The sequence below is a fragment of the Aeromicrobium massiliense JC14 genome, from assembly GCF_000312105.1.
GTDB classification, from domain to species: domain Bacteria; phylum Actinomycetota; class Actinomycetes; order Propionibacteriales; family Nocardioidaceae; genus Aeromicrobium; species Aeromicrobium massiliense.
This window is the reverse complement of the sequence record NZ_HE978638.1, coordinates 430399-448320: the sequence shown is the minus strand read 5'-3', so window position 1 is coordinate 448320 and position 17922 is coordinate 430399. Positions and strand designations below refer to the sequence as shown.

General features: G+C 74.4%; 13 protein-coding genes. 10 read left to right on the top strand and 3 right to left on the bottom strand.

Going from position 1 to position 17922, the window contains the following annotated elements:
* The first annotated feature begins 49 nt into the window (after positions 1–49).
* From HGAM_RS19625 to HGAM_RS20940, 5 genes are all read left to right on the top strand, one after another.
* Positions 50–1801 carry a SulP family inorganic anion transporter gene (locus HGAM_RS19625; protein WP_019146305.1) on the top strand — a complete coding sequence of 584 codons (1752 nt, stop codon included), beginning with the start codon at positions 50–52 and terminating at the stop codon, positions 1799–1801.
* A gap of 54 nt (positions 1802–1855) precedes the next feature.
* Positions 1856–2353 carry a DUF1269 domain-containing protein gene (locus tag HGAM_RS14940; protein ID WP_019146304.1) on the top strand — a complete coding sequence of 166 codons (498 nt, stop codon included), beginning with the start codon at positions 1856–1858 and terminating at the stop codon, positions 2351–2353.
* 132 nt (positions 2354–2485) lie between these two features.
* Positions 2486–5098 (top strand): LuxR C-terminal-related transcriptional regulator, encoded by a 2613-nt coding sequence (locus HGAM_RS19620; RefSeq protein ID WP_019146303.1) that lies wholly within the window; start codon positions 2486–2488, stop codon positions 5096–5098.
* Positions 5099–5211: 113 nt separating this feature from the next.
* Positions 5212–5631 carry a DUF7144 family membrane protein gene (locus HGAM_RS19615; RefSeq protein ID WP_019146302.1) on the top strand — a complete coding sequence of 140 codons (420 nt, stop codon included), beginning with the start codon at positions 5212–5214 and terminating at the stop codon, positions 5629–5631.
* A gap of 177 nt (positions 5632–5808) precedes the next feature.
* Positions 5809–8496 carry a LuxR C-terminal-related transcriptional regulator gene (locus HGAM_RS20940; RefSeq protein WP_019146301.1) on the top strand — a complete coding sequence of 896 codons (2688 nt, stop codon included), beginning with the start codon at positions 5809–5811 and terminating at the stop codon, positions 8494–8496.
* Positions 8497–8535: 39 nt separating this feature from the next.
* On the opposite strand, the gene HGAM_RS14920 is transcribed toward HGAM_RS20940, so the two are convergent.
* A complete protein-coding gene (locus HGAM_RS14920; protein WP_038951873.1) occupies positions 8536–10428 on the bottom strand; it encodes an alkyl/aryl-sulfatase in 1893 nt (630 codons plus the stop codon).
* An 87-nt stretch (positions 10429–10515) separates the two neighbouring features.
* On the opposite strand from HGAM_RS14920, the gene HGAM_RS19610 reads away from it, so the two are divergent.
* Complete coding sequence (locus HGAM_RS19610) at positions 10516–11184, top strand: hypothetical protein (protein WP_019146299.1); 669 nt, start codon at positions 10516–10518, stop codon at positions 11182–11184.
* A gap of 3 nt (positions 11185–11187) precedes the next feature.
* Here HGAM_RS19610 and HGAM_RS14910 read toward each other — a convergent pair whose 3' ends face one another.
* On the bottom strand, positions 11188–12108 hold the full coding sequence (locus HGAM_RS14910) for a YhjD/YihY/BrkB family envelope integrity protein (RefSeq protein WP_019146298.1): 921 nt from the start codon (positions 12106–12108) through the stop codon (positions 11188–11190).
* A 205-nt stretch (positions 12109–12313) separates the two neighbouring features.
* Between HGAM_RS14910 and HGAM_RS14905 the strand changes: the two genes are divergently transcribed.
* Together HGAM_RS14905 and HGAM_RS19605 are read left to right on the top strand one after the other, a co-directional pair.
* Positions 12314–12745 (top strand): DUF7144 family membrane protein, encoded by a 432-nt coding sequence (locus tag HGAM_RS14905; RefSeq protein WP_019146297.1) that lies wholly within the window; start codon positions 12314–12316, stop codon positions 12743–12745.
* A gap of 18 nt (positions 12746–12763) precedes the next feature.
* On the top strand, positions 12764–13288 hold the full coding sequence (locus tag HGAM_RS19605) for a DUF1269 domain-containing protein (protein ID WP_019146296.1): 525 nt from the start codon (positions 12764–12766) through the stop codon (positions 13286–13288).
* Between the two features lie 13 nt (positions 13289–13301).
* Here the strand turns inward: HGAM_RS19605 and HGAM_RS14895 are convergent, their stop codons facing one another.
* Entirely contained in the window at positions 13302–13583 is a 282-nt protein-coding gene (locus HGAM_RS14895; protein ID WP_019146295.1) for an SHOCT domain-containing protein, read from the bottom strand.
* A 162-nt stretch (positions 13584–13745) separates the two neighbouring features.
* Here HGAM_RS14895 and HGAM_RS14890 point away from each other — a divergent pair, with 162 nt between their 5' ends.
* Positions 13746–16067, top strand: coding sequence for an arylsulfatase (locus tag HGAM_RS14890; RefSeq protein WP_019146294.1), 2322 nt, complete (start codon positions 13746–13748; stop codon positions 16065–16067).
* A 34-nt stretch (positions 16068–16101) separates the two neighbouring features.
* Positions 16102–17892, top strand: a complete 1791-nt coding sequence (locus HGAM_RS19600; RefSeq protein WP_019146293.1) for a SulP family inorganic anion transporter — start codon at positions 16102–16104, stop codon at positions 17890–17892.
* The last annotated feature ends 30 nt before the right edge of the window (positions 17893–17922 follow it).

Genomic DNA, 17922 nt, shown 5'->3' with positions numbered 1-17922 from the left:
CCCCTTCCAGGTGACCTGACCGGCTGCGCCACGCTCCTACCGTGCCGGGGTGACCCGCCCCTTCGCGCCGGCGTTCGTCGGCTTCCGCCGGTCGTGGGTGCGGCCCGACCTGCTGGCCGGACTGACGGTCTGGGCGGTGCTCGTGCCCGAGTCCTTCGCCTACGCCACGATCGCCGGCGTCCCGCCGGTCGTCGGCCTCTACGCCGCGGTCCCGGCCCTCGTGCTGTACGCGCTCGTGGGCTCGTCGCGGCACCTCGTCGTGGCTCCCATGTCGGCGACCGCAGCCCTCTCCGCCGGGGTCGTGGCCACCGTCGCCACCGGGTCCGACGACGTGCTGGTGCTGACCACCGCGCTCGCCCTCGCGACCGGTGTCGTGGCGGTCGCCGCCGGGCTGCTGCGCCTGGGGTTCCTGGCCTCGTTCATCTCCGAGCCCGTCCTGAAGGGCTTCATCATCGGCCTGGCGCTGACGATCATGATCGGCCAGGTGCCGGCGCTGCTCGGGCTCGACGGCGGCTCCGGCTCGTTCTTCGAGAAGGCCGCCGACGTGGTGCGCGACCTCGGCGAGACCGATCCGCTCACCGCGGCCGTCGGCGTCGGCAGCCTCGCGGCGCTCCTCGTGCTGCGCCGGTTCGTGCCGGCGGTGCCCGGCTCGCTGGTCGTGGCCCTGACCGGCATCGCCCTGACGGCGCTGCTCGACCTCGAGGAGCGCGGGCTGGACGTCGTGGGCCACATCGACGCCGGCCTGCCGGGCCTCGGCGTGCCGGACGCCTCCGGCAGCGACTACCTCGACCTGCTCGCCGGCGGCGTCGCCGTCATGCTCGTCGGGTTCGCCGAGGGCCTGGGTGCCGCGAAGACGTACGCGGCCAAGGCCGGCTACGACGTCGACCCCGACCGCGAGCTGCTCGGGCTCGGCGCGGCCAACCTCGGGGCCGGCCTGACGTCCGGCATGGTCGTCAACGGCAGCCTCTCCAAGACCGCCGTCAACGGGGCCGCCGGCGGACGCTCGCCCCTGTCGGGCGTGACCGCGGCGGTGCTGACGCTCGTGACGCTGCTGTTCCTCACCGGCCTGTTCGAGCAGCTGCCCGAGGCGCTCCTGGCCGCGATCGTCATCGCTGCGGTGATCGAGCTGGTGGACCTCGCCTCGCTGCGCCGCCTGTGGCGCGTCCGCACCGGACCGCTCGCGCGGGTCTACCAGCTGACCGCTCGGGCCGACTTCGTCGCCGCCGCGTCAGCGCTGCTCGGCGTCCTGCTGTTCGAGACCCTCGCCGGCCTGATCATCGGGGTGGGCGTCTCGCTGGTGCTGCTGCTGGCCCGGACCTCCCGCCCGCACATCGCACCGCTCGCCCCGGTGGGCACCGGCTCCCCCGGCGGCCCCACCGGCGCCTGGGTCGACGCCGAGCGCAACCCCGCGTACGCGCAGCTGCCGGGCGTGCTGGTCGTGCGCGTGGAGGCGCCGCTCGTGTTCGCCAACGCCGACCACGTCCGGGCCCGGATCCGCGAGCTCGCGGCCGGCGTGGAGGGGCTGCGCCTGGTGGTGCTCGACGGACGGACGACGCCCTCGGTCGACGTGACGGCCGTCCAGATGCTCGGCCAGCTGCGGGCGGACCTGCGCGCCATGGGCGCCGAGCTCGCCCTCGCGGAGGACGTCGGCCAGGTGCGCGACGTCCTGGCCCGGGCCGGTGAGCCGGAGCCGCCACTGCACCCCACCATCGAGGACGCCTTGCGGACGGCCCCGAAGGGCGCCGGACCGGCTGGACGTTCACCCCGAACGGGTGAGGGGCGTCCCGACCGGGACGGCTGAACTGGACACGACTTCGACAGCCGCGTCGCCGACGCGCCGACCAAGGAGCATCACATGGCCCAGGCCACTCTGACCGTATGGAAGTTCGACACCCCCGGCGGCGCCGAGGAGGCCGCTCGGACGCTCGCCCAGCTCGCCAAGGAGAACGTCATCACCGTGCTCGACGCGGCCACCGTGTCGTGGGAGGAGGGCAAGAAGAAGCCCAAGACCCACCAGGGCGTGTCCACGACGGGCGCCGGAGCGCTCGGCGGGGCGTTCTGGGGGATGCTGTTCGGCCTCATCTTCTTCGTGCCCCTGCTCGGGGCCGCGGTCGGCGCGGCGACCGGCGCCCTGACCGGGTCGCTGACCGACGTCGGCATCGACGACGAGTTCATCAACCGGGTCCGCGACCAGGTCACGCCGGGGACGTCGGCGCTGTTCCTCATGAGCAGCGACGCCGTCGTCGACAAGGTGAAGGACGCCTTCGCCGGCCACGAGCCGTCCGACCTGCTGTTCACGAACCTCAGCTCGGAGCAGGAGGCTGCGATGCGGACGGTCTTCGCCCAGGACTGACCGACACCGCGTGACGGGTCCGGATCTCCCGATCCGGGCCCGTCGTGCTGCGCGGTGCACCCGGAGGGGTCCACGATGTCACCGGGAGCCCGGCCCGGCGGCACGTCCGCGGGACGGGAGGGGGGAGGCGAGGTGTCCGGCGACCACACGCGCGTGCTGGGCCTGCCGACGGGGACCTTGTCCGGCGCCGAGCCGGTGCTGCGACGCGTCCGGCTCGAACGGTTCCTGGACGAGGGCCACCCGGTCGCTCTGGTCGTGGCACCGGCGGGCACGGGCAAGACGTGTGGCACCACCGCGTGGGCCGAGCAGCAGCCCGCGGGCTCCGTCCGCTGGTGCAGCGCTGCCGACGTCGCCGACACGGTGCTGGACGAGCCGCTCTCCCCGGCGACCGCCCTGGTCGTCGACGACGCCCACGACCTGGGCACCGCGGACCAGGCGCTGCTCGCGCGCCGCCTGGCCGTCCGGGGCACCCGGCTGGTGATGCTCGCGCGCCGCGAGCCCGAGTGGGCCGACGCGGCACTCACCACCCACATGTCCGTGGCCCGTCCCGACCGTCTGAGGCTCGACGACGAGGAGGCCGCTCAGCTCGCCAGGTCGCTCCTGCCCGGTGGTGAGCCGGAAGACGTCACCCGCATCGTGGTGGCGGCCGACGGCTGGGCCGCGGCGGTGACGCTGATGGCCGGCGACTGGTGCAGCGTGCGCCGACTGACCGGTGCACCCGGTGACGACGTCCCGGCCCGGCTGTCGGCGCGGGCGGCGCTGCTCGTGGACGCCGCCCTGGACAGCTACCCGTCCGACCTGGGTCTGGTGCTGGCGTGCCTGAGCCAGGAGGCGCACCTGACCTCCGAGGCGGCCGTGGTGCTGACCGGCGACGCCCGCGCGCCGGCCCTGCTGCAGGAGGTCGCGGCGGACGCCGTGCTGCTCGCTGCCCGCCGCGGCGACGACCCGGGCCGACCCGCGTGGCGCCTGCACCCGGTCGTGGGCGAGGTGCTACGACGCCGCGCCCTCTCCGGTGGCGCCTGGCACCGGACGGTGGCCGACGCCCACGAGCGCGCGGTCGCCCACCACCTGCGGGCCGGCGAGGCCGCGCAGGCGCTGCGCCACGCCGTCCTCTCCGAGCGGATCGCGCTGCACCTGGACACCCTTCACGAGACGGCGCCGGAGCTGCTCGCGCGGAGCGAGACCGAGCTCGTGGCCGCTGCACTCGAGGCGGTCCCGGGCGAGCTGCGGGACGCATCACCGGCGGTGCTGGCGCTGGACGCGCTCCTGCTCCGGTCGACCGGACGTCCCGAGATCGCCAAGCGCCTCGCCGACCGAGCGGTGACCCCGGCGGGCCGGACCGGGACGGACCTGCCGGCCTGGGCGCCTCCCGACGAGCGGGACCTCGACGCCGACCTGGCCGGCCTGCAGGTCTGGACCGCCCGCTGCGGCTGGTCGCCGCCGGCCCGCGCCGTGCGCGCCGCCGCCGAGGTGCTCGGCTGCCCGGACGACCCCGCTGCGCCGCACGTCCACGACGCGTCCGGCGTCTCGTCGTTGCGCGTCGCGGGACTCATGCTCGACCTGGCCGCCCTGCAGGTCGGCACGGACGACCTCGTCGGCGCGGCGCACCACCTGCAGGCCGCGGCCGCGCACGCCCAGGCGTCGTCGTCGCCGGTCGCCGTCGCGTCCGCCGCGAGCCTGCGCGCCGTCGTGGAGCTGGCCGGCGACGGACACCAGACCGCCGCCCGGTCCGCCCGTCGCGCGCTGGCCGGCCTCGCCTCGTCCCGGATCGACGGCGTCGTGGCACGCCCGGTGGCGTCCCGGGCCCACCTCGTCCTCGCCGTGGGGCACCTGCAGGCCCTCGAGCTCGACGCCGCCCGGGACGAGCTGGCGCGGGCCGCGGCCGACCCCGATCCGTACGACCACCTGTCGACGGCCTACCGGCACCTGCTGGAGGCCGAGCTCGCCGCCGCGGACGGCGACGGCGACACCGCGCGGCGCGTGCTGGAGGTGCTGCCCCGCGACAGCCTCCCGCGGTTCGCGCGGCGGCACGTGGCGATGGCCCACGTCTCTGTCGCCGTCGCCCTGGCCGACCTCGACGCCCTCGCCGAGCAGGCGGCGGAGCTGCGGGCCGGAAGCCAGCACCCCGAGGCCACGGTCGTCGACGCCCTCGGCACCGGGCTGGCCGGGGACGCCTCGGGCGCGGTCGCCCGGCTCGACGCCGTCCTGGCACCGGGGGACGTCCGCCTCCCACGCGGAGTCGGGGTCATGGCTGCCGCGGCGCGACTCGGCTTCCTCCTGCGCGCCCAGGACCCGGCCGCCGACCGTCGGGCCACCGACCTGCTCCCGGACGCGCTCAGCCGGGCCTCGGCCCAGCGGCTGTGGCGGTCGTTCACCAGCGTCGGCGGGATCTCGCCGCGCCTGCGCGACCTGTTGGTCGACGCCGCGGCCCACCTCGACCCGCACCCGGCCGTCGCGACCGCACTCGGGGCGATCGACCGTCCCACCGTCTCGGCGCGCGGGACCGACGGGCGGTCGCCGGCGCATCCCGCCGATCCCACGGTCGTCGCCGAGCTCGGCCTCACCTCACGCGAGCTCGACGTGCTGCACGCCCTCGCCCGGGGCGGCACCAACCGCACCATCGCCCGCGTGCTGTTCGTCTCCGAGAACACGGTCAAGACCCACCTGGCCTCGCTGTACCGCAAGCTCGCCGCGGACGGACGCGTCCAGGCACTCGTCGCCGCCCGCACGCGGGGCCTGCTCTGAGCGACGTCCGAGTGACACGTTTCGCCCGATTGGGGTGAGCAGCGCCGCCCAGCCGCCCGCCAACGTCGTCCGGGACCGGCGGGCCAGCCGCCGGCAGGCTCGCGGAGGTAGTCATGACCACCAGGACGTCCGGCTTCGACGACTCGTCGTCGGGCCTCGCCGCGGCAGGGGTCTCGGCCTTCGCCGGGTTCATGCTCGCGATCGTCGGTCTCTTCCAGGCCCTGCAGGGCCTGGCCGCGATCGGGCAGGACGACATCTTCGTCGATGGCGTCGCGTACACGTACGAGCTCGACGTCAGCACGTGGGGCTGGATCCACCTCGCCCTCGGGGTGCTCGCCTTCGTCGTCGCCATCGGCTTCCTCATGGGCGCCGCATGGGGGCGGTACGCCGGCATCGTCCTGGCGGTCCTCGGGTGCCTGGCCAGCTTCCTGTTCCTGCCCTACTACCCGTGGTGGTCGCTCGCGATCCTGCTGTTCAACGTCGCCGTCGTGTGGGCCCTGTCCACCCAGCTGAGCCGAGACATGAACCCGTAGCCGGCCCGGTTCTCACCCGGTCCTCACCCGGCCCGGGTGATAGCCCGGGGGTGGGCCTGCTCGTAGCGTCGCTGGTGGGACGGCCCACGGCCGCCCCACCAGCGCTGCGGGGGCACGCTCGGGCGGGCCGGTTCAGGGAGGACGGTCCGCAGCGCGACGTCTCGGAGGGATGAGTCCGTGTCGCCAGAGCCCCAGACCGCCGCCGGTCCCCCGTCGTCCGACGGTGCCCCGTCGCTCACGCCGCCGGACGGCGGCGCGCCACCCCGGCTCCCCCGCACCTACGTGCGGCGCCAGCACCTGTTCACCCAGCTGGACCGGGCCACCCGCGGCCCGGTCACGCTCCTGGTCGCGCCCACCGGTACCGGCAAGACGCTCGGGGCGGGCGGTTGGGCCCGGCTGCGGCACCCCGAGGGGACGGTGTGGGTCCAGGCCGACGCCCACTGGGACGCCGAGCGGATGCGCACCCTGCTCGACCACGCGGCAGCAGCCGGGGACGAGCCGCTGCTCGTGGTCGTCGACGACGCGCACCTGCTGCCGGCCGAGACCGTGAGCCTGATCGACCAGCGGCTGTCGGACGCGCCCACCGCGCTGCGTCTGCTGCTCCTGGCCCGCTGGGACCTGCCGCTCCGGCGGCTGGTGCCGGAGCTGCTGGGCCATCTCACCGTCCTGCGCGGCGACGTGCTGCGGCTTGCCGACGACGAGGTGGCCGTGCTGGTGGCCGAGCACGCGCGCACCGACCACCCCGAGGTGGTGGAGGCCATCACGACCCAGGCCCAGGGCTGGTGCGCCGCCGTGGTGCTCGTGTCGCGGGCGGTCGCGGCGTCCCGCGACCCGGTCGCGGCGGCGATCGCCTACGCCCGTGACGGCGGCGGCATCGCCGGTCAGGTCACCAGCGAGGTGTTCGCCTCGCTGCCGTCGCGCGAGCGCCACCTGCTGCTGTGCGTCGCCGGTGAGGAGACGGTCACCGCGGCGACGGCCGTGCACCTCTCGCGCGACCCGGACGCCGGCGAGGTGCTGGCGCACCTGGAGGCGACCGGCCTGCTCGTGACCCGTCTCGACGACGGTGTGTCCCCGGACGAACCGGCCGGTGCACCGACGACGCGCTTCTGCATCCACCCGCTGCTCGCCGAGGTGATCCGGCGACGTCTCGTGGCCGGCGGCGTCGACGTCCTGCGGGCCCGGGCCACCGTCGCGGCCGCCGTCGCCCTCGACGTGGCTCGCGGCGAGGGCGATGGGGGCTTCCGTCGTCTGGTCGCCGTGCACGAGCACGAGGCGGCGGCCCGTCTCCTGGCCGCCGAGGGCATCACGATGCTCATGCGCGGCGAGGGAGCCGCGGTCGCCGCGTTCGCGCGCGACCACGGTGCGGTGCTGGAGGCGCACCCCGGCACGTGGCTGGTCGCGATGCTGGAGCGGTGGGTCGCCGGCGACGCCGAGGCAGCACGCCGCTGGGCCGAGCGGCTCGGCGACCGGCCGGTCGAGCCGCCGGACGATCCCAGCACGGCGACCGCGGCCGCGATCGAGGCGTTCCGTGGTCTCGTGCTCACGCGCCTGGGCCAGCAGGACCTCGACGGCGCGGTGGCACTGGCCCAGCAGCTGGCCGACGACCTGGCCGCGGCGCCGGGTGTCCGGGTGCACGACCACGCCCTGCTGCCGCAGCTGCTCACCGAGCTCGGCATCACGCAGAACTGGACCGGCGACCTGGTGCGGGCCGAGCAGAACCTCACGCTCGCCGCACAGCTCGGCCGCACCCGTGGCCTGCCGGCGCTCACGTGCGCGGCCACGAGCCACCTGGCGCTCACGCAGTACATGCGCGGGCGCGAGCAGGCGTGCGTCGAGCTGGCCCGGCAGGCGCTCGAGCAGGTCGAGCGGGTGCCGGGGTGGCAGCCGCGCTTCACCCGCGCCCGGGCGGCCGCCGCGCTCGTCCTGGCCGACCTCCCGGGGCTCCCCTCGCTCACCACCCCGTTCGATCGCCGGCTCGAGCCCGGCCCGGCGCACCCCGGCGACCTGGCCACCCGGTTCTGGCTACGGATGGTCCAGGCCCGCACGGCCCTGAGGGAGGGGGCGATCGACGAGGCGGAGCGTGTGCTGGTCGCGCCGCTCGGACTGCCGGTCGCCACCGCGGCGCTGCCGGCGCACCTGCGGATCGTGCTGGTGATCGAGCAGGCCTTCCTGGCCTACCTCTCCGGCGACCGGCACCGGCTCGCCCACGCGGCCGACGAGGCGCGCGAGCTGGACGCGCCCGGAGAGCACTCGCTGCTGCTCGGGCTGCAGGCCGACCTCGTCGGGGACCAGCGGGCCGCCGGCGAGCTGCACGCCGCGGCCGCCGCCGGGACGCGGTTCGCGCAGCCGGCCAGCCGTGAGCTCGCCCTGACCTGCCACGCCCAGCTGGCCGACGCCCTCGGCAAGCCCGAGCTCGCGCTCGACCTGCTGCGCGAGGCGGCGACGTCGACCGCGGTGCGGAACAACGCGGTGCCGTTCCTGGGCTGGTCGCGGCACGGCACGCCGCTGTCGTCGTTGCTGGACGTCCTGGCGAGTCGCGACGAGCCCCGGCCCGGCTCGTGGCTGCAGCAGGTGGTCGCCGCCCGCACCGGGCAGGGCGACGTGGCGGCCGCCTTCTCCAGCACCGTCGCGACGCAGGCCGAGCGCGACGGCGCGGCGCTGCCGGCCGTCCGCCTGGTGCTGAGCGCCCGCGAGCGGGACGTGCTGGTCGAGCTCGCGCGCGGGTCGACGTACGCCGACATCGCGCGGAACCTCGTGGTCTCGGAGAACACGGTCAAGACGCACGTGTCGAACCTGTACTCCAAGCTGTCGGTCTCGCGGCGCAGCGAGGCGCTCGCCGTGGCCCGCACGATGCACCTGATCTGAAGCGCGACCCCGCCGAGCCGGTGGCCCCCGGGCCTCTCCCTACGGCGTCACGATGGCGAAGTCGGGGTCGCCGGGGTCGAGCACGGCCGTCAGCCGGGCGAGCACCGACTCGTCCCCGCTGACCTCGATGCCCGCGGCGCTCAGCCGGTCCGGCGTCGGAGCGCCGGCGGCGAGGGCCGGCAGCGTTCGACGCGTGGTGGTCAGCGTCGCGTCCGCCTCGTCGGGCTGCGGCCGGTCGCTGTAGGTGAGCGCTCCGTGGGAGAGCCGCAAGCGGTAGCGCTCGTCGGTGTCCGTGAGCACCACGTCGACGTTGAGCCGCTCGTCCCACGCCGCCGGGCCGTCGACCTGGACGGCCAGGGCGTCGAACAGCATGGCCGGGCTGAGCTGCGCGACCATGTCCGGCGACGCCGTCACGGTCGGGGTGCCGAACGAGCCGTTGCGCAGCTCGTAGGCACCCGACAGGAAGAAGTTGCGCCAGGTGCCGTTCTCCGCTCCGTACCCGAGCTGCTCGAGCGTGTCGGCCAGCAGGGCGCGGGCCCCGGCGTGCTCCGGCTCGGCGAACACCACGTGGCCCAGGACCTCCGCGGCCCAGCGCAGGTCACCGGCCTCGAAGGCGGCCCGCCCGTTCTCGACCATGGCGTCGGCCCCGCCGCCCAGGGCGACGTACCGCTCGGCCTTGTCCACCGGGGTGTGCTCCCACAGGTGGGCCGGGTTGCCGTCGAACCAGCCCATGTAGCGCTGGTAGATCGCCTTCACGTCGTGGCTCACGCTCCCGTAGTACCCGCGGGCGGACCAGGAGTCCTCCATCGCCGGCGGCAGCACGATGCGCTCGGCGATCTCCGACCCGGTCATGCCCTGGTTGAGCATCCGCAGGGTCTGGTCGTGGAGGTAGGCGTAGAGGTCGCGCTGGAGCGTCAGGAACTCGACGACCTCCGCGTTGCCCCACGTCGGCCAGTGGTGCGAGGCGAACACGACCTCCACCTCGCCGCCGAACAGGTCGATGGTCTCCGTGAGGTACCGCGCCCACACGTGCGGGTCACGGACGAGCGCTCCACGCAGGGTGAGCAGGTTGTGGAGGGTGTGGGTGGCGTCCTCGGCCGCGCACAGCACCTTCAGGTCGGGGAAGTAGAAGAGCATCTCCGACGGCGCCTCGGTGTCCGGTGCCATCTGGAACACGATGCGGACGCCGTCGACCACCTCCTCCTGACCGGTCGTGGTGATCTCCACGGTCGGCGCGATGAGCGTCACCGTGCCGGTGGACGTCGTCTGGCCCAGGCCGGCACCCACCGCGCCGTGGGGGCTCCGCGGCAGCGCGGCGCCGTACATGTAGCCCGCGCGCCGGCCCATGGCCGTGCCCGCGTAGACGTTCTCCGAGACGGCGTGCTCGACGAAGCCTTCCGGCGCGAGCACCGGCACCCGTCCGGCGTCCACGTCGTCCTGGGTCGTGACGCCCTTGACGCCGCCGAAGTGGTCCACGTGGGAGTGGGTGTAGATGACGCCGGTCACCGGCCGGTCACCCCGGTGCTCGCGGTACAGCGCGAGCGCGGCCGCGGCGGTCTCGGTGGAGATCAACGGGTCGATGACGATCACGCCCGTCTCCCCCTCGACGAAGCTGATGTTCGACAGGTCCATGCCCCGCACCTGGTACAGGCCGGGGACCACCTCGAACAGGCCATCGGTGGCCACGAGCTGGGACTGCCGCCACAGGCTGGGGTTGACCGTGTCGGGCGCCTCCCCCGCGATGAAGTCGTAGGTGTCGTTGTCCCACACCGTCGACCCGTCCTCGGCGGTCACGGCGTTCGGCCGGCGCCGGCCGACGAGTCCACGACGCGCGTCGTGGAAGTCCCGCACGTCCGAGAACGGCAAGGACTCGAGCAGCGCGCGGTGCTGGGCGACGGTGGCGGCAGTGGCGTCCTTCGCAGATCCATGCATGGCGTCACCGTGCGACACGCGGGCGACCGTCGGTTCGCCCGAATCCGGTGACCGCTCGCGGCCCGTGCCGATGCTCTCGTGGTCCGTGTGACCGAGACGGCGGACGACCCCAAGCCTGCGCGCGACCGCCCTCACCCGCTCCTGGGCGAGGGGACGCGTGAGCTCCTGGCCGTGATCCTGCTGTCGATCACCGCCGTCGTGACCGCCTGGACCGGCTTCCAGGCCAGCAAGTGGGGCGGCGCCATGTCGATCGCGTTCTCGGAGGCCTCGTCGAGCCGGATCACCGCCGCCCGCCTCGAGGCCGACGCCAACCGCAGGCTGACGGTGCAGACCGGCCTGTTCACACAGTGGCTGCAGGCCTACCAGGCGGAGGACGACCAGCTCACCGCCTTCCTGCAGACCCGGTTCCCGGAGCCGCTCGCCACCGCGTTCCCGGTATGGGTGGCCTCGCGCCCGCTCATCGACCCCGACGCCGCAGCGACGCCGTTCGACCTGCCCGAGTACGCGATCCCCGAGCTGGCCGAGGCGAAGGCGGCCGACGCCCGGGCGGACCGGAAGTTCCAGCAGGGGCTCCGGAACAACCAGCGCGGCGACGACTACACCGTGCTGACCATCGGCTTCGCCGCCGTGCTCTTCTTCGGCGCGCTCTCGGGACGCATGCGGAGCACGACGGCGCAGTGGACGATGCTCGGCGTGGGCGGCGTGGGCTTCCTCGTGCTCGCCGCCGTGCTGCTGTCCTTCCCCAAGCTGGTGTAGCGGTCAGCGACGAGCGACCTGGCGCGCCCGGTGCCCGAGCTCCGTCACGCGGTGCCACCACCGCGCGCACGTGGGGTCCTCCGCGACCGCCCGGCCGACGATCGCGCCGACGACCAGCACCCCGCTGACGGCCACCAGCCACGCGGCGAGCGCGAGCACCAGCCCGAACCCGCCGAACTGCTCGACCGAGGACGCCGCGTACCGGGGCATCACGACGGAGGAACCGGCGGCGGTGGCCATGACCGCGACACCCGTGACCACGGCCGGGACGACGAGCGGCCGCCACCCCACCCGCCCGGCCAGCAGCACGTGCAGCGTCCACCACCACAGCGCGCAGACGAGGACGACCTGCCCGGCGATCACGACCGGGCGCAGGGCCAGCTCCCCGGCGCTGCCGTCGACGACGTCGCGCAACCCTCGGGTGGCCGCCAGCGCCTCGAGCGCCACCAACCATCCCAGCAGCCAGCCCAGGCAGCGGCGCCGTCCACGCAGGCCGGCGACGTGGGGCAGCTCCCACACGACCTCGTAGGCGCGCATGAGCGCCCGGGCGAAGCTCGAGGCCGACAGGACGGTGATCAGCGCGCCGACCGTGCCGAGCTGCGCCCGCCCGGGGTCCTGGACGAACGCTCCGGTGGAGGCGACCGCCTCCCGCCCCGCCTCCAGCCCCGTGACCGCCTGCATCCGGTCCGCCGCCACCTGGCGGGCCTCGTCCGGCAGGAACGCGGCCAGCACGACGATGAGCGGCACGAGCGCCAGCAGCGCCTGGGCCGCCACGACGATCGCGCGGTCCACGAACTCCACGCGGACCAGGTCGCGCAGCACGCGGCGGGCGAGCGGCACGGACGCCAGCACCCGCTCTCCGAGCGCCTGCCCCCGCACGCGGACGGCCGAGGCGTGCTCGCGTGCTCGCGCCACCACGCTCACGCGGGCCACCTCCCGTCCGAGGCGATCGACGCGCCGCGGCAGGCGACGCGGCGTCCGGCCAGTCTTCGGGGCGTTCCCCGCGGCTGCGTTCCCCCGGCCCGGGTGAAGACGGCCGGTGTCGCCTGATTCGGGCGACGTGCCCCCGGCGGTCCGTGCCTAGCGTCGATCTCGGTCCGCAGGCCGCGGGCCGGACGAAGGAGCGACCATGACCACCACCCCACCGGGCCGCCGCTCGAACGGCCGGGCCTCCACCGCCGACGCGTTCGCGTGGGCCACCATCGCGGTGGCCGGCTCGCTGCTGGCCACCGTCGGCGTGCTGCAGGTGCTGCAGGGCCTCTCGGCCCTGGCCGAGGACGACGTGTTCGCGATCAGCACCGACTACTGGGCCGCGCTCGACCTGACCACGTGGGGCTGGGTGCACGTCGGCGTCGGCGCGGTCGCGGCCGCGGTCGGGATCGCCCTGCTGACCGGTGCCACGTGGGCCCGCGTCGCCGGCCTGCTGCTGGCCACGGTCAGCGTCGTGACGAACTTCGCGTTCATCCCCTACTACCCGGTGTGGGCGTTCGTGCTCATCACGATCGACGTGGTCGTCCTGTGGGCGCTGTGCCACCAGCTCGACTCGCCCCCGGACCTCTGACGGCGACGAGGAGACCTCATGGGCACCAGCTCGCTGACGGTCTGGCACTACGACTCCGCCATGGGTGCCTCCGGCGGCGAGGTGCGGCTCAAGGACCTGCAGGAACGAGGTGCCCTCACCGTCCTGGACGCCATCACCGTGACCTGGGCCCGGGGAGCGGACCGCCCGCGCATCGGCCACCTGCGCCACCGCACCACGGTCGCCGCCTCGCGGGGGTCGGTGCTCGGCGCCCTCGCCGGAGCGGTCCTGCTCGCCCCGCTGGCGGGCGCGGCGGCTGGCGCCGGGGTCGCGACGGTCGTCCAGCGGCTCCGCTCGACCGGCATCGACGACGGGGTGCTCGAGGGCATCCGCGGACGGCTGGCGCCGGGCACGTCCGCCCTGCTCGTGCTGTCGGCCGACGCCGACGTCGACGCGGTGCGCCCGTTCGTCGAGCGGGGGCTCGCTCGCGGCGACGTGACGCTGATGCACGTGCAGCTCGCCGACGACGCGCCCGAGACGCTGGCCGCCCTCGTGCGCGACCTCCCGCCGACGCCGCCCGCGTGACCGGCGACCCCGCTCAGCCGAGGAGGCGCCGCTTCGCGGACGCGAGCTCGGCATCGGTGAGGACACCGGCGGAGTGCAGCGCGGCGAGCTGCTCGAGCTGGTCGCCGAGGCTGGGCGCGGCCGCACCCGACGACTGCGCCTGCCGCTCGTAGGCGGCCGCCTCCTGCTGCTGCTGGGCCCGCGCCTGCTGGCGGCGATTGACGGCGTTGGCCGTGACCGACGCCGTGCCGGCGACGACGGCGGTGCGGGCGATGGTGCCCAGGAGACCAGGGCGGCCGAAGCGACGGACGAGCATGAGTGGTCCTCTCGGAGGGCTCGGGAACGGACGGCTCCGACGCTAGGAACCCGGGTCCGCCGCTGACTCCCCCGTTGAGGGTGAGGGCACGGACGGTCCCGGCGTCCGACAGTGGCGACGTGGGCGTTCGGCCCGCACCGGCACCCACCAGGAGGAAGACCCATGGCCGACGAGTTCTCCGGCAAGATCGAGCTCGACGTACGCGACTCCGTCCCGGACTGGTCGCCCTACGAGCTCAAGCGCGCCCCGAAGGGCACCCCCAACGTCCTGGTGGTGCTGTACGACGACACCGGCATGGCGTCGTGGTCGCCCTACGGCGGACGCATCCAGATGCCGACGATGCAGCGGCTCGCCGACGAGGGCCTGACCTACACCCAGTGGCACACCAGCGCGCTGTGCTCGCCGACGCGGTCGATCTTCCTCACCGGACGGAACCACCACGTCAACCGGTGCGCCGTGATCATGGAGGGCACCAACGGCTTCCCCGGCGCCGCCGGCCGGCTGCCGGACGAGTGCGCGACCATCGGGCAGGTCCTGCAGGACAACGGGTTCAGCACCTTCTGGGTCGGCAAGAACCACAACGTCCCCGAGGAGGATGTCTCCAGCGGCGGCAGCAAGCGCGAGTGGCCGCTGGCCAAGGGCTTCGACCGGTTCTACGGGTTCCTCGGCGGCGAGACCAACCAGTGGTACCCCGACCTCGTCGAGGACAACCACTTCATCGAGCAGCCCTACGCCCCCGAGGACGGCTACCACCTGTCCAAGGACCTGGCCGACCAGGCCCTGCGGATGCTGCGCGACCAGCGCTCGTCCAACCCCTCCAAGCCCTGGTACCTGTGGTTCTGCCCCGGCGCCAACCACGCCCCGCACCACGCGCCCCAGGAGTACATCGACAAGTACCGCGGGATGTTCGACGACGGCTACGACGCCTACCGCGAGTGGGTGCTCGCCCGGATGGTGCAGAAGGGCGTCCTGCCCGATGGCACCGTCCTGACCCCGACCAACCCGCTGCCCGAGGAGGTCGCCGTCCCCGCCGACCACGTGCCGCCGTGGGACAGCCTCAGCCAGGACGAGCAGCGGCTCTTCTCCCGCATGGCCGAGGTCTTCGCCGCCCTCTCCGAGTACACCGACGCCCAGGTCGGACGCATCATCGACTACCTGGACCAGACCGGGCAGCTCGACAACACGCTGGTGCTCTACTGCGCCGACAACGGCGCGTCCGGCGAGGGCTCCCCGCACGGGTCGGTCAACGAGAACAAGTTCTTCAACGGCTACCCCGACGACCTCGACGAGAACCTCACGCACCTGGACACGCTCGGCGGACCGGACGCCTACAACCACTACCCGACCGGATGGGCGACCGCGTTCAGCGCGCCGTTCCAGATGTTCAAGCGGTACGCCCAGTACTCGGGCGGCACGTGCGACCCGATGGTCGTCCACTGGCCGGCCGGGATGAGCGCACGCGGCGAGATCCGCCACCAGTACCACCACGCGACCGACGTGGTGGCCACGATCCTGGACGTCGTCGGGCTCGAGATGCCGACGGTCTACCGCGGGGTCGAGCAGCGCCCGCTCGACGGCGTGTCGATGCGGTACAGCTTCGACGCCGCCGACGTCCCGACCGCCAAGGAGCGCCAGTACTACGCGATGCTCGGCACCCGGGCGATCTGGCAGGACGGGTGGAAGGCGGTCGCCGTCCACGCGCCGATCAGCGGCAAGGGCCACTTCGACCAGGACCGCTGGCAGCTGTATCACGTCGACGAGGACCGGGCCGAGGCCCACGACCTGGCCGACGAGCACCCCGAGAAGCTGCAAGAGCTGATCGACGTCTGGTTCGAGGAGGCGCAGCGGAACAACGTCCTGCCGCTGGACGACCGGACGGCGCGCGAGCAGCTCACCATCGAGCGTCCGCAGGCCGAGCCGCCGCGCACGCGCTACGTGTACTACCCCGACACGTCGCCCGTGCCCGAGAGCGTCGCAGCCAGCATCCGCGGGCGCTCGTACAAGATCGTCACCGACGTCGAGCTGGAGGCGGACGCCGAGGGCGTGATCTTCGCCCACGGCTCCCGCTTCGGCGGGCACGCCCTGTTCGTGCGCGACCACCGGCTGCACTACGTCTACAACTTCCTCGGCATCCCACCGGAGCAGACGTTCGTCTCGGACGTGCTCGGGGCGGGCAGCTACACGCTGGGCGTGGAGTTCACCCGCGAGAGCACGGGCGAGAACGGCGAGTCCGTCGGCACCACCCGGCTGTTCGTCAACGAGGACGTCGCGGCGGAGGGGCCGATGCGGTCCCAGGTCGGCAAGTTCACGCTGTGCGGTGACGGGTTGTGCGTCGGCTTCGACAGCGGCGACAACGTCAGCCGCACGTACACCAGCCCGTTCCGGTTCACCGGCGGCACGATCGCGGGCGTCGGCATCGACCTGAGCGAGGAGACGTACCTGGACCTGGAGCGCGAGGCGGCCGCGGCGATGGCCCGGGAGTGAGCCGAGCCCCGACCCGCCACGACGGGACCGACCCGTGGACGAGCCCGAGACCGCGCTGAGCCGGTTCTACCGCGAGCGCGTGCTCCGGGGCGTCCGGTCGGTGGCGCCGGAGCGCCGGCACCTGCGCCGCGACCTGGTGGCCGGGATCCCGGGTGCCATCTCCAGCGTGCCGGACGGCATGGCCAGCAGCGTCCTGGCGGGGGTCAACCCGGCCCACGGGCTGTACGCGTCGTTCGCCGGGCCGATCGCCGGGGGCGCCACTTCCTCGACCCGCCTGATGGTGGTGACCACGACCAGTGCGGCGGCGCTCGCCGCCGGCTCCGCCTTGTCCTCCTACGAGGCGGACGAGCGGTCCGAGGCGATGATCCTGCTGACCGTGCTGACCGGCGCCGCGATGCTGTTCGCCGCGGCGCTGCGGCTCAGCCGGGTGATCCGGTTCGTGTCCTACTCGGTCATGCTCGGGTTCCTCACCGGCGTCGCGGTCAACATGGTGCTCGGCCAGCTGCCCGACGCCACGGGCGTCGCGCCCTCGGGCGACCTCGCCATCACGAAGGCGGCGCACCTGCTGGCCCACCTCGACGAGACCGACTGGCCGACCGCGGCCACGACCGGTGGGGCGCTGCTGCTGCTCGTGGTCATGGCCCGGACCCGGCTGGCGGTCGTCGGCTCCCTCGTCGCGCTGGTCGTCCCGACCGCGGCCGTGCTGCTGCTCGGGGCCGACTCGGTCGCGAGCGTCGCGGACACCGGGCGCATCCCCCAGGGCCTGCCGGCGCCGGCCCTCCCCGACCTCGGGCTGCTGCGCCCCGAGCTCGTCGGGGGTGCGCTCTCGGTGGCGGCGCTCGTGCTCGTCCAGGGCGCCGGCGTGGCCGAGGCGGTGCCCAACCCGGACGGGTCGCCGTCCTCGACCCGCCGCGACTTCGTGGCCCAGGGCGTCGGGAACCTCGCCTCCGGGCTGGTCGGCGGCCAGCCGGTGGGCGGCTCGGTGGGCCAGACCGCCCTCAACGTGGCCGCGGGCGCTCGGTCGCGCTGGGCCGGCATCTGGTCGGGGCTGTGGATGGTCGTGATCCTGGTCCTCCTCGCCGACGCGGTCGGGCAGGTCGCCTTGGCCACGCTCGCCGCCGTCCTGATCTTCGCCGGCATCGGCTCCGTGCGGCCGCGCGAGCTGCTCACCGTGCTGCGCACCGGCCGCATCCCGGCGGTGGCGATGCTCGCGACGTTCGCGGCGGTGCTCGTGCTGCCGGTCGCCACGGCGGTCGGCATCGGCGTCCTCGCCTCGCTCGTGCTGCAGCTCAACCAGGACGCCCTGGACCTGCGTCTCGTGCGGCTCGTCCGCGGTGCCGACGGCCGGGTCCGCGAGGTGGACCTGCCTGAAGCCGTGGCTCCTGGCGACGTGGTGGTGCTCGACGTCCACGGCTCGTTGTTCTACGCCGGCGCCCGGACGCTGCAGCGTCGCCTGCCGAAGCCGTCCGGGCGGGGTGGCGACGCGGTTCCAGGACCGGTCGTGCTGGTGCGCCTGCGCGGCCGCACCACGCTCGGCGCGACCTTCTGGAAGGTGGCCGGCGACTACGCGTCCGCCCTCGAGGCCGTCGGAGGTCGGCTGTACCTGACCGGCGTCGACCCGGACCTCGTGCGGCGCTGGGTGGCCGACGACCTGACCACCCGCTACCCCGGGGTGCGCGTCGTGCCCGCCACCCCGGTGCTCGGCGAGTCCACCGCGTCCGCGCTCGCCGAGGCGCTGGGCGACGGCGCCCCGGGCACGGCGCGAGTCCACGGTGAGCCGGGTCCCCCGAAACGGGTGAAGCGGCGACGGCCCGAGGCCACGTAGTCCGGACGCCGAGCCTGCCGGTGCCCTTGC

Bases quoted from the DNA above. Each gene is read 5' to 3' on its own strand.
- HGAM_RS14895 (WP_019146295.1), bottom strand. From the start codon at position 13,583: ATGCTCGTCCGTCGCTTCGGCCGCCCTGGTCTCCTGGGCACCATCGCC.
- HGAM_RS14940 (WP_019146304.1), top strand. From the start codon at position 1,856: ATGGCCCAGGCCACTCTGACCGTATGGAAGTTCGACACCCCCGGCGGC.
- HGAM_RS19605 (WP_019146296.1), top strand. From the start codon at position 12,764: ATGGGCACCAGCTCGCTGACGGTCTGGCACTACGACTCCGCCATGGGT.
- HGAM_RS14905 (WP_019146297.1), top strand. From the start codon at position 12,314: ATGACCACCACCCCACCGGGCCGCCGCTCGAACGGCCGGGCCTCCACC.
- HGAM_RS19615 (WP_019146302.1), top strand. From the start codon at position 5,212: ATGACCACCAGGACGTCCGGCTTCGACGACTCGTCGTCGGGCCTCGCC.
- HGAM_RS14920 (WP_038951873.1), bottom strand. From the start codon at position 10,428: ATGCATGGATCTGCGAAGGACGCCACTGCCGCCACCGTCGCCCAGCAC.
- HGAM_RS14890 (WP_019146294.1), top strand. From the start codon at position 13,746: ATGGCCGACGAGTTCTCCGGCAAGATCGAGCTCGACGTACGCGACTCC.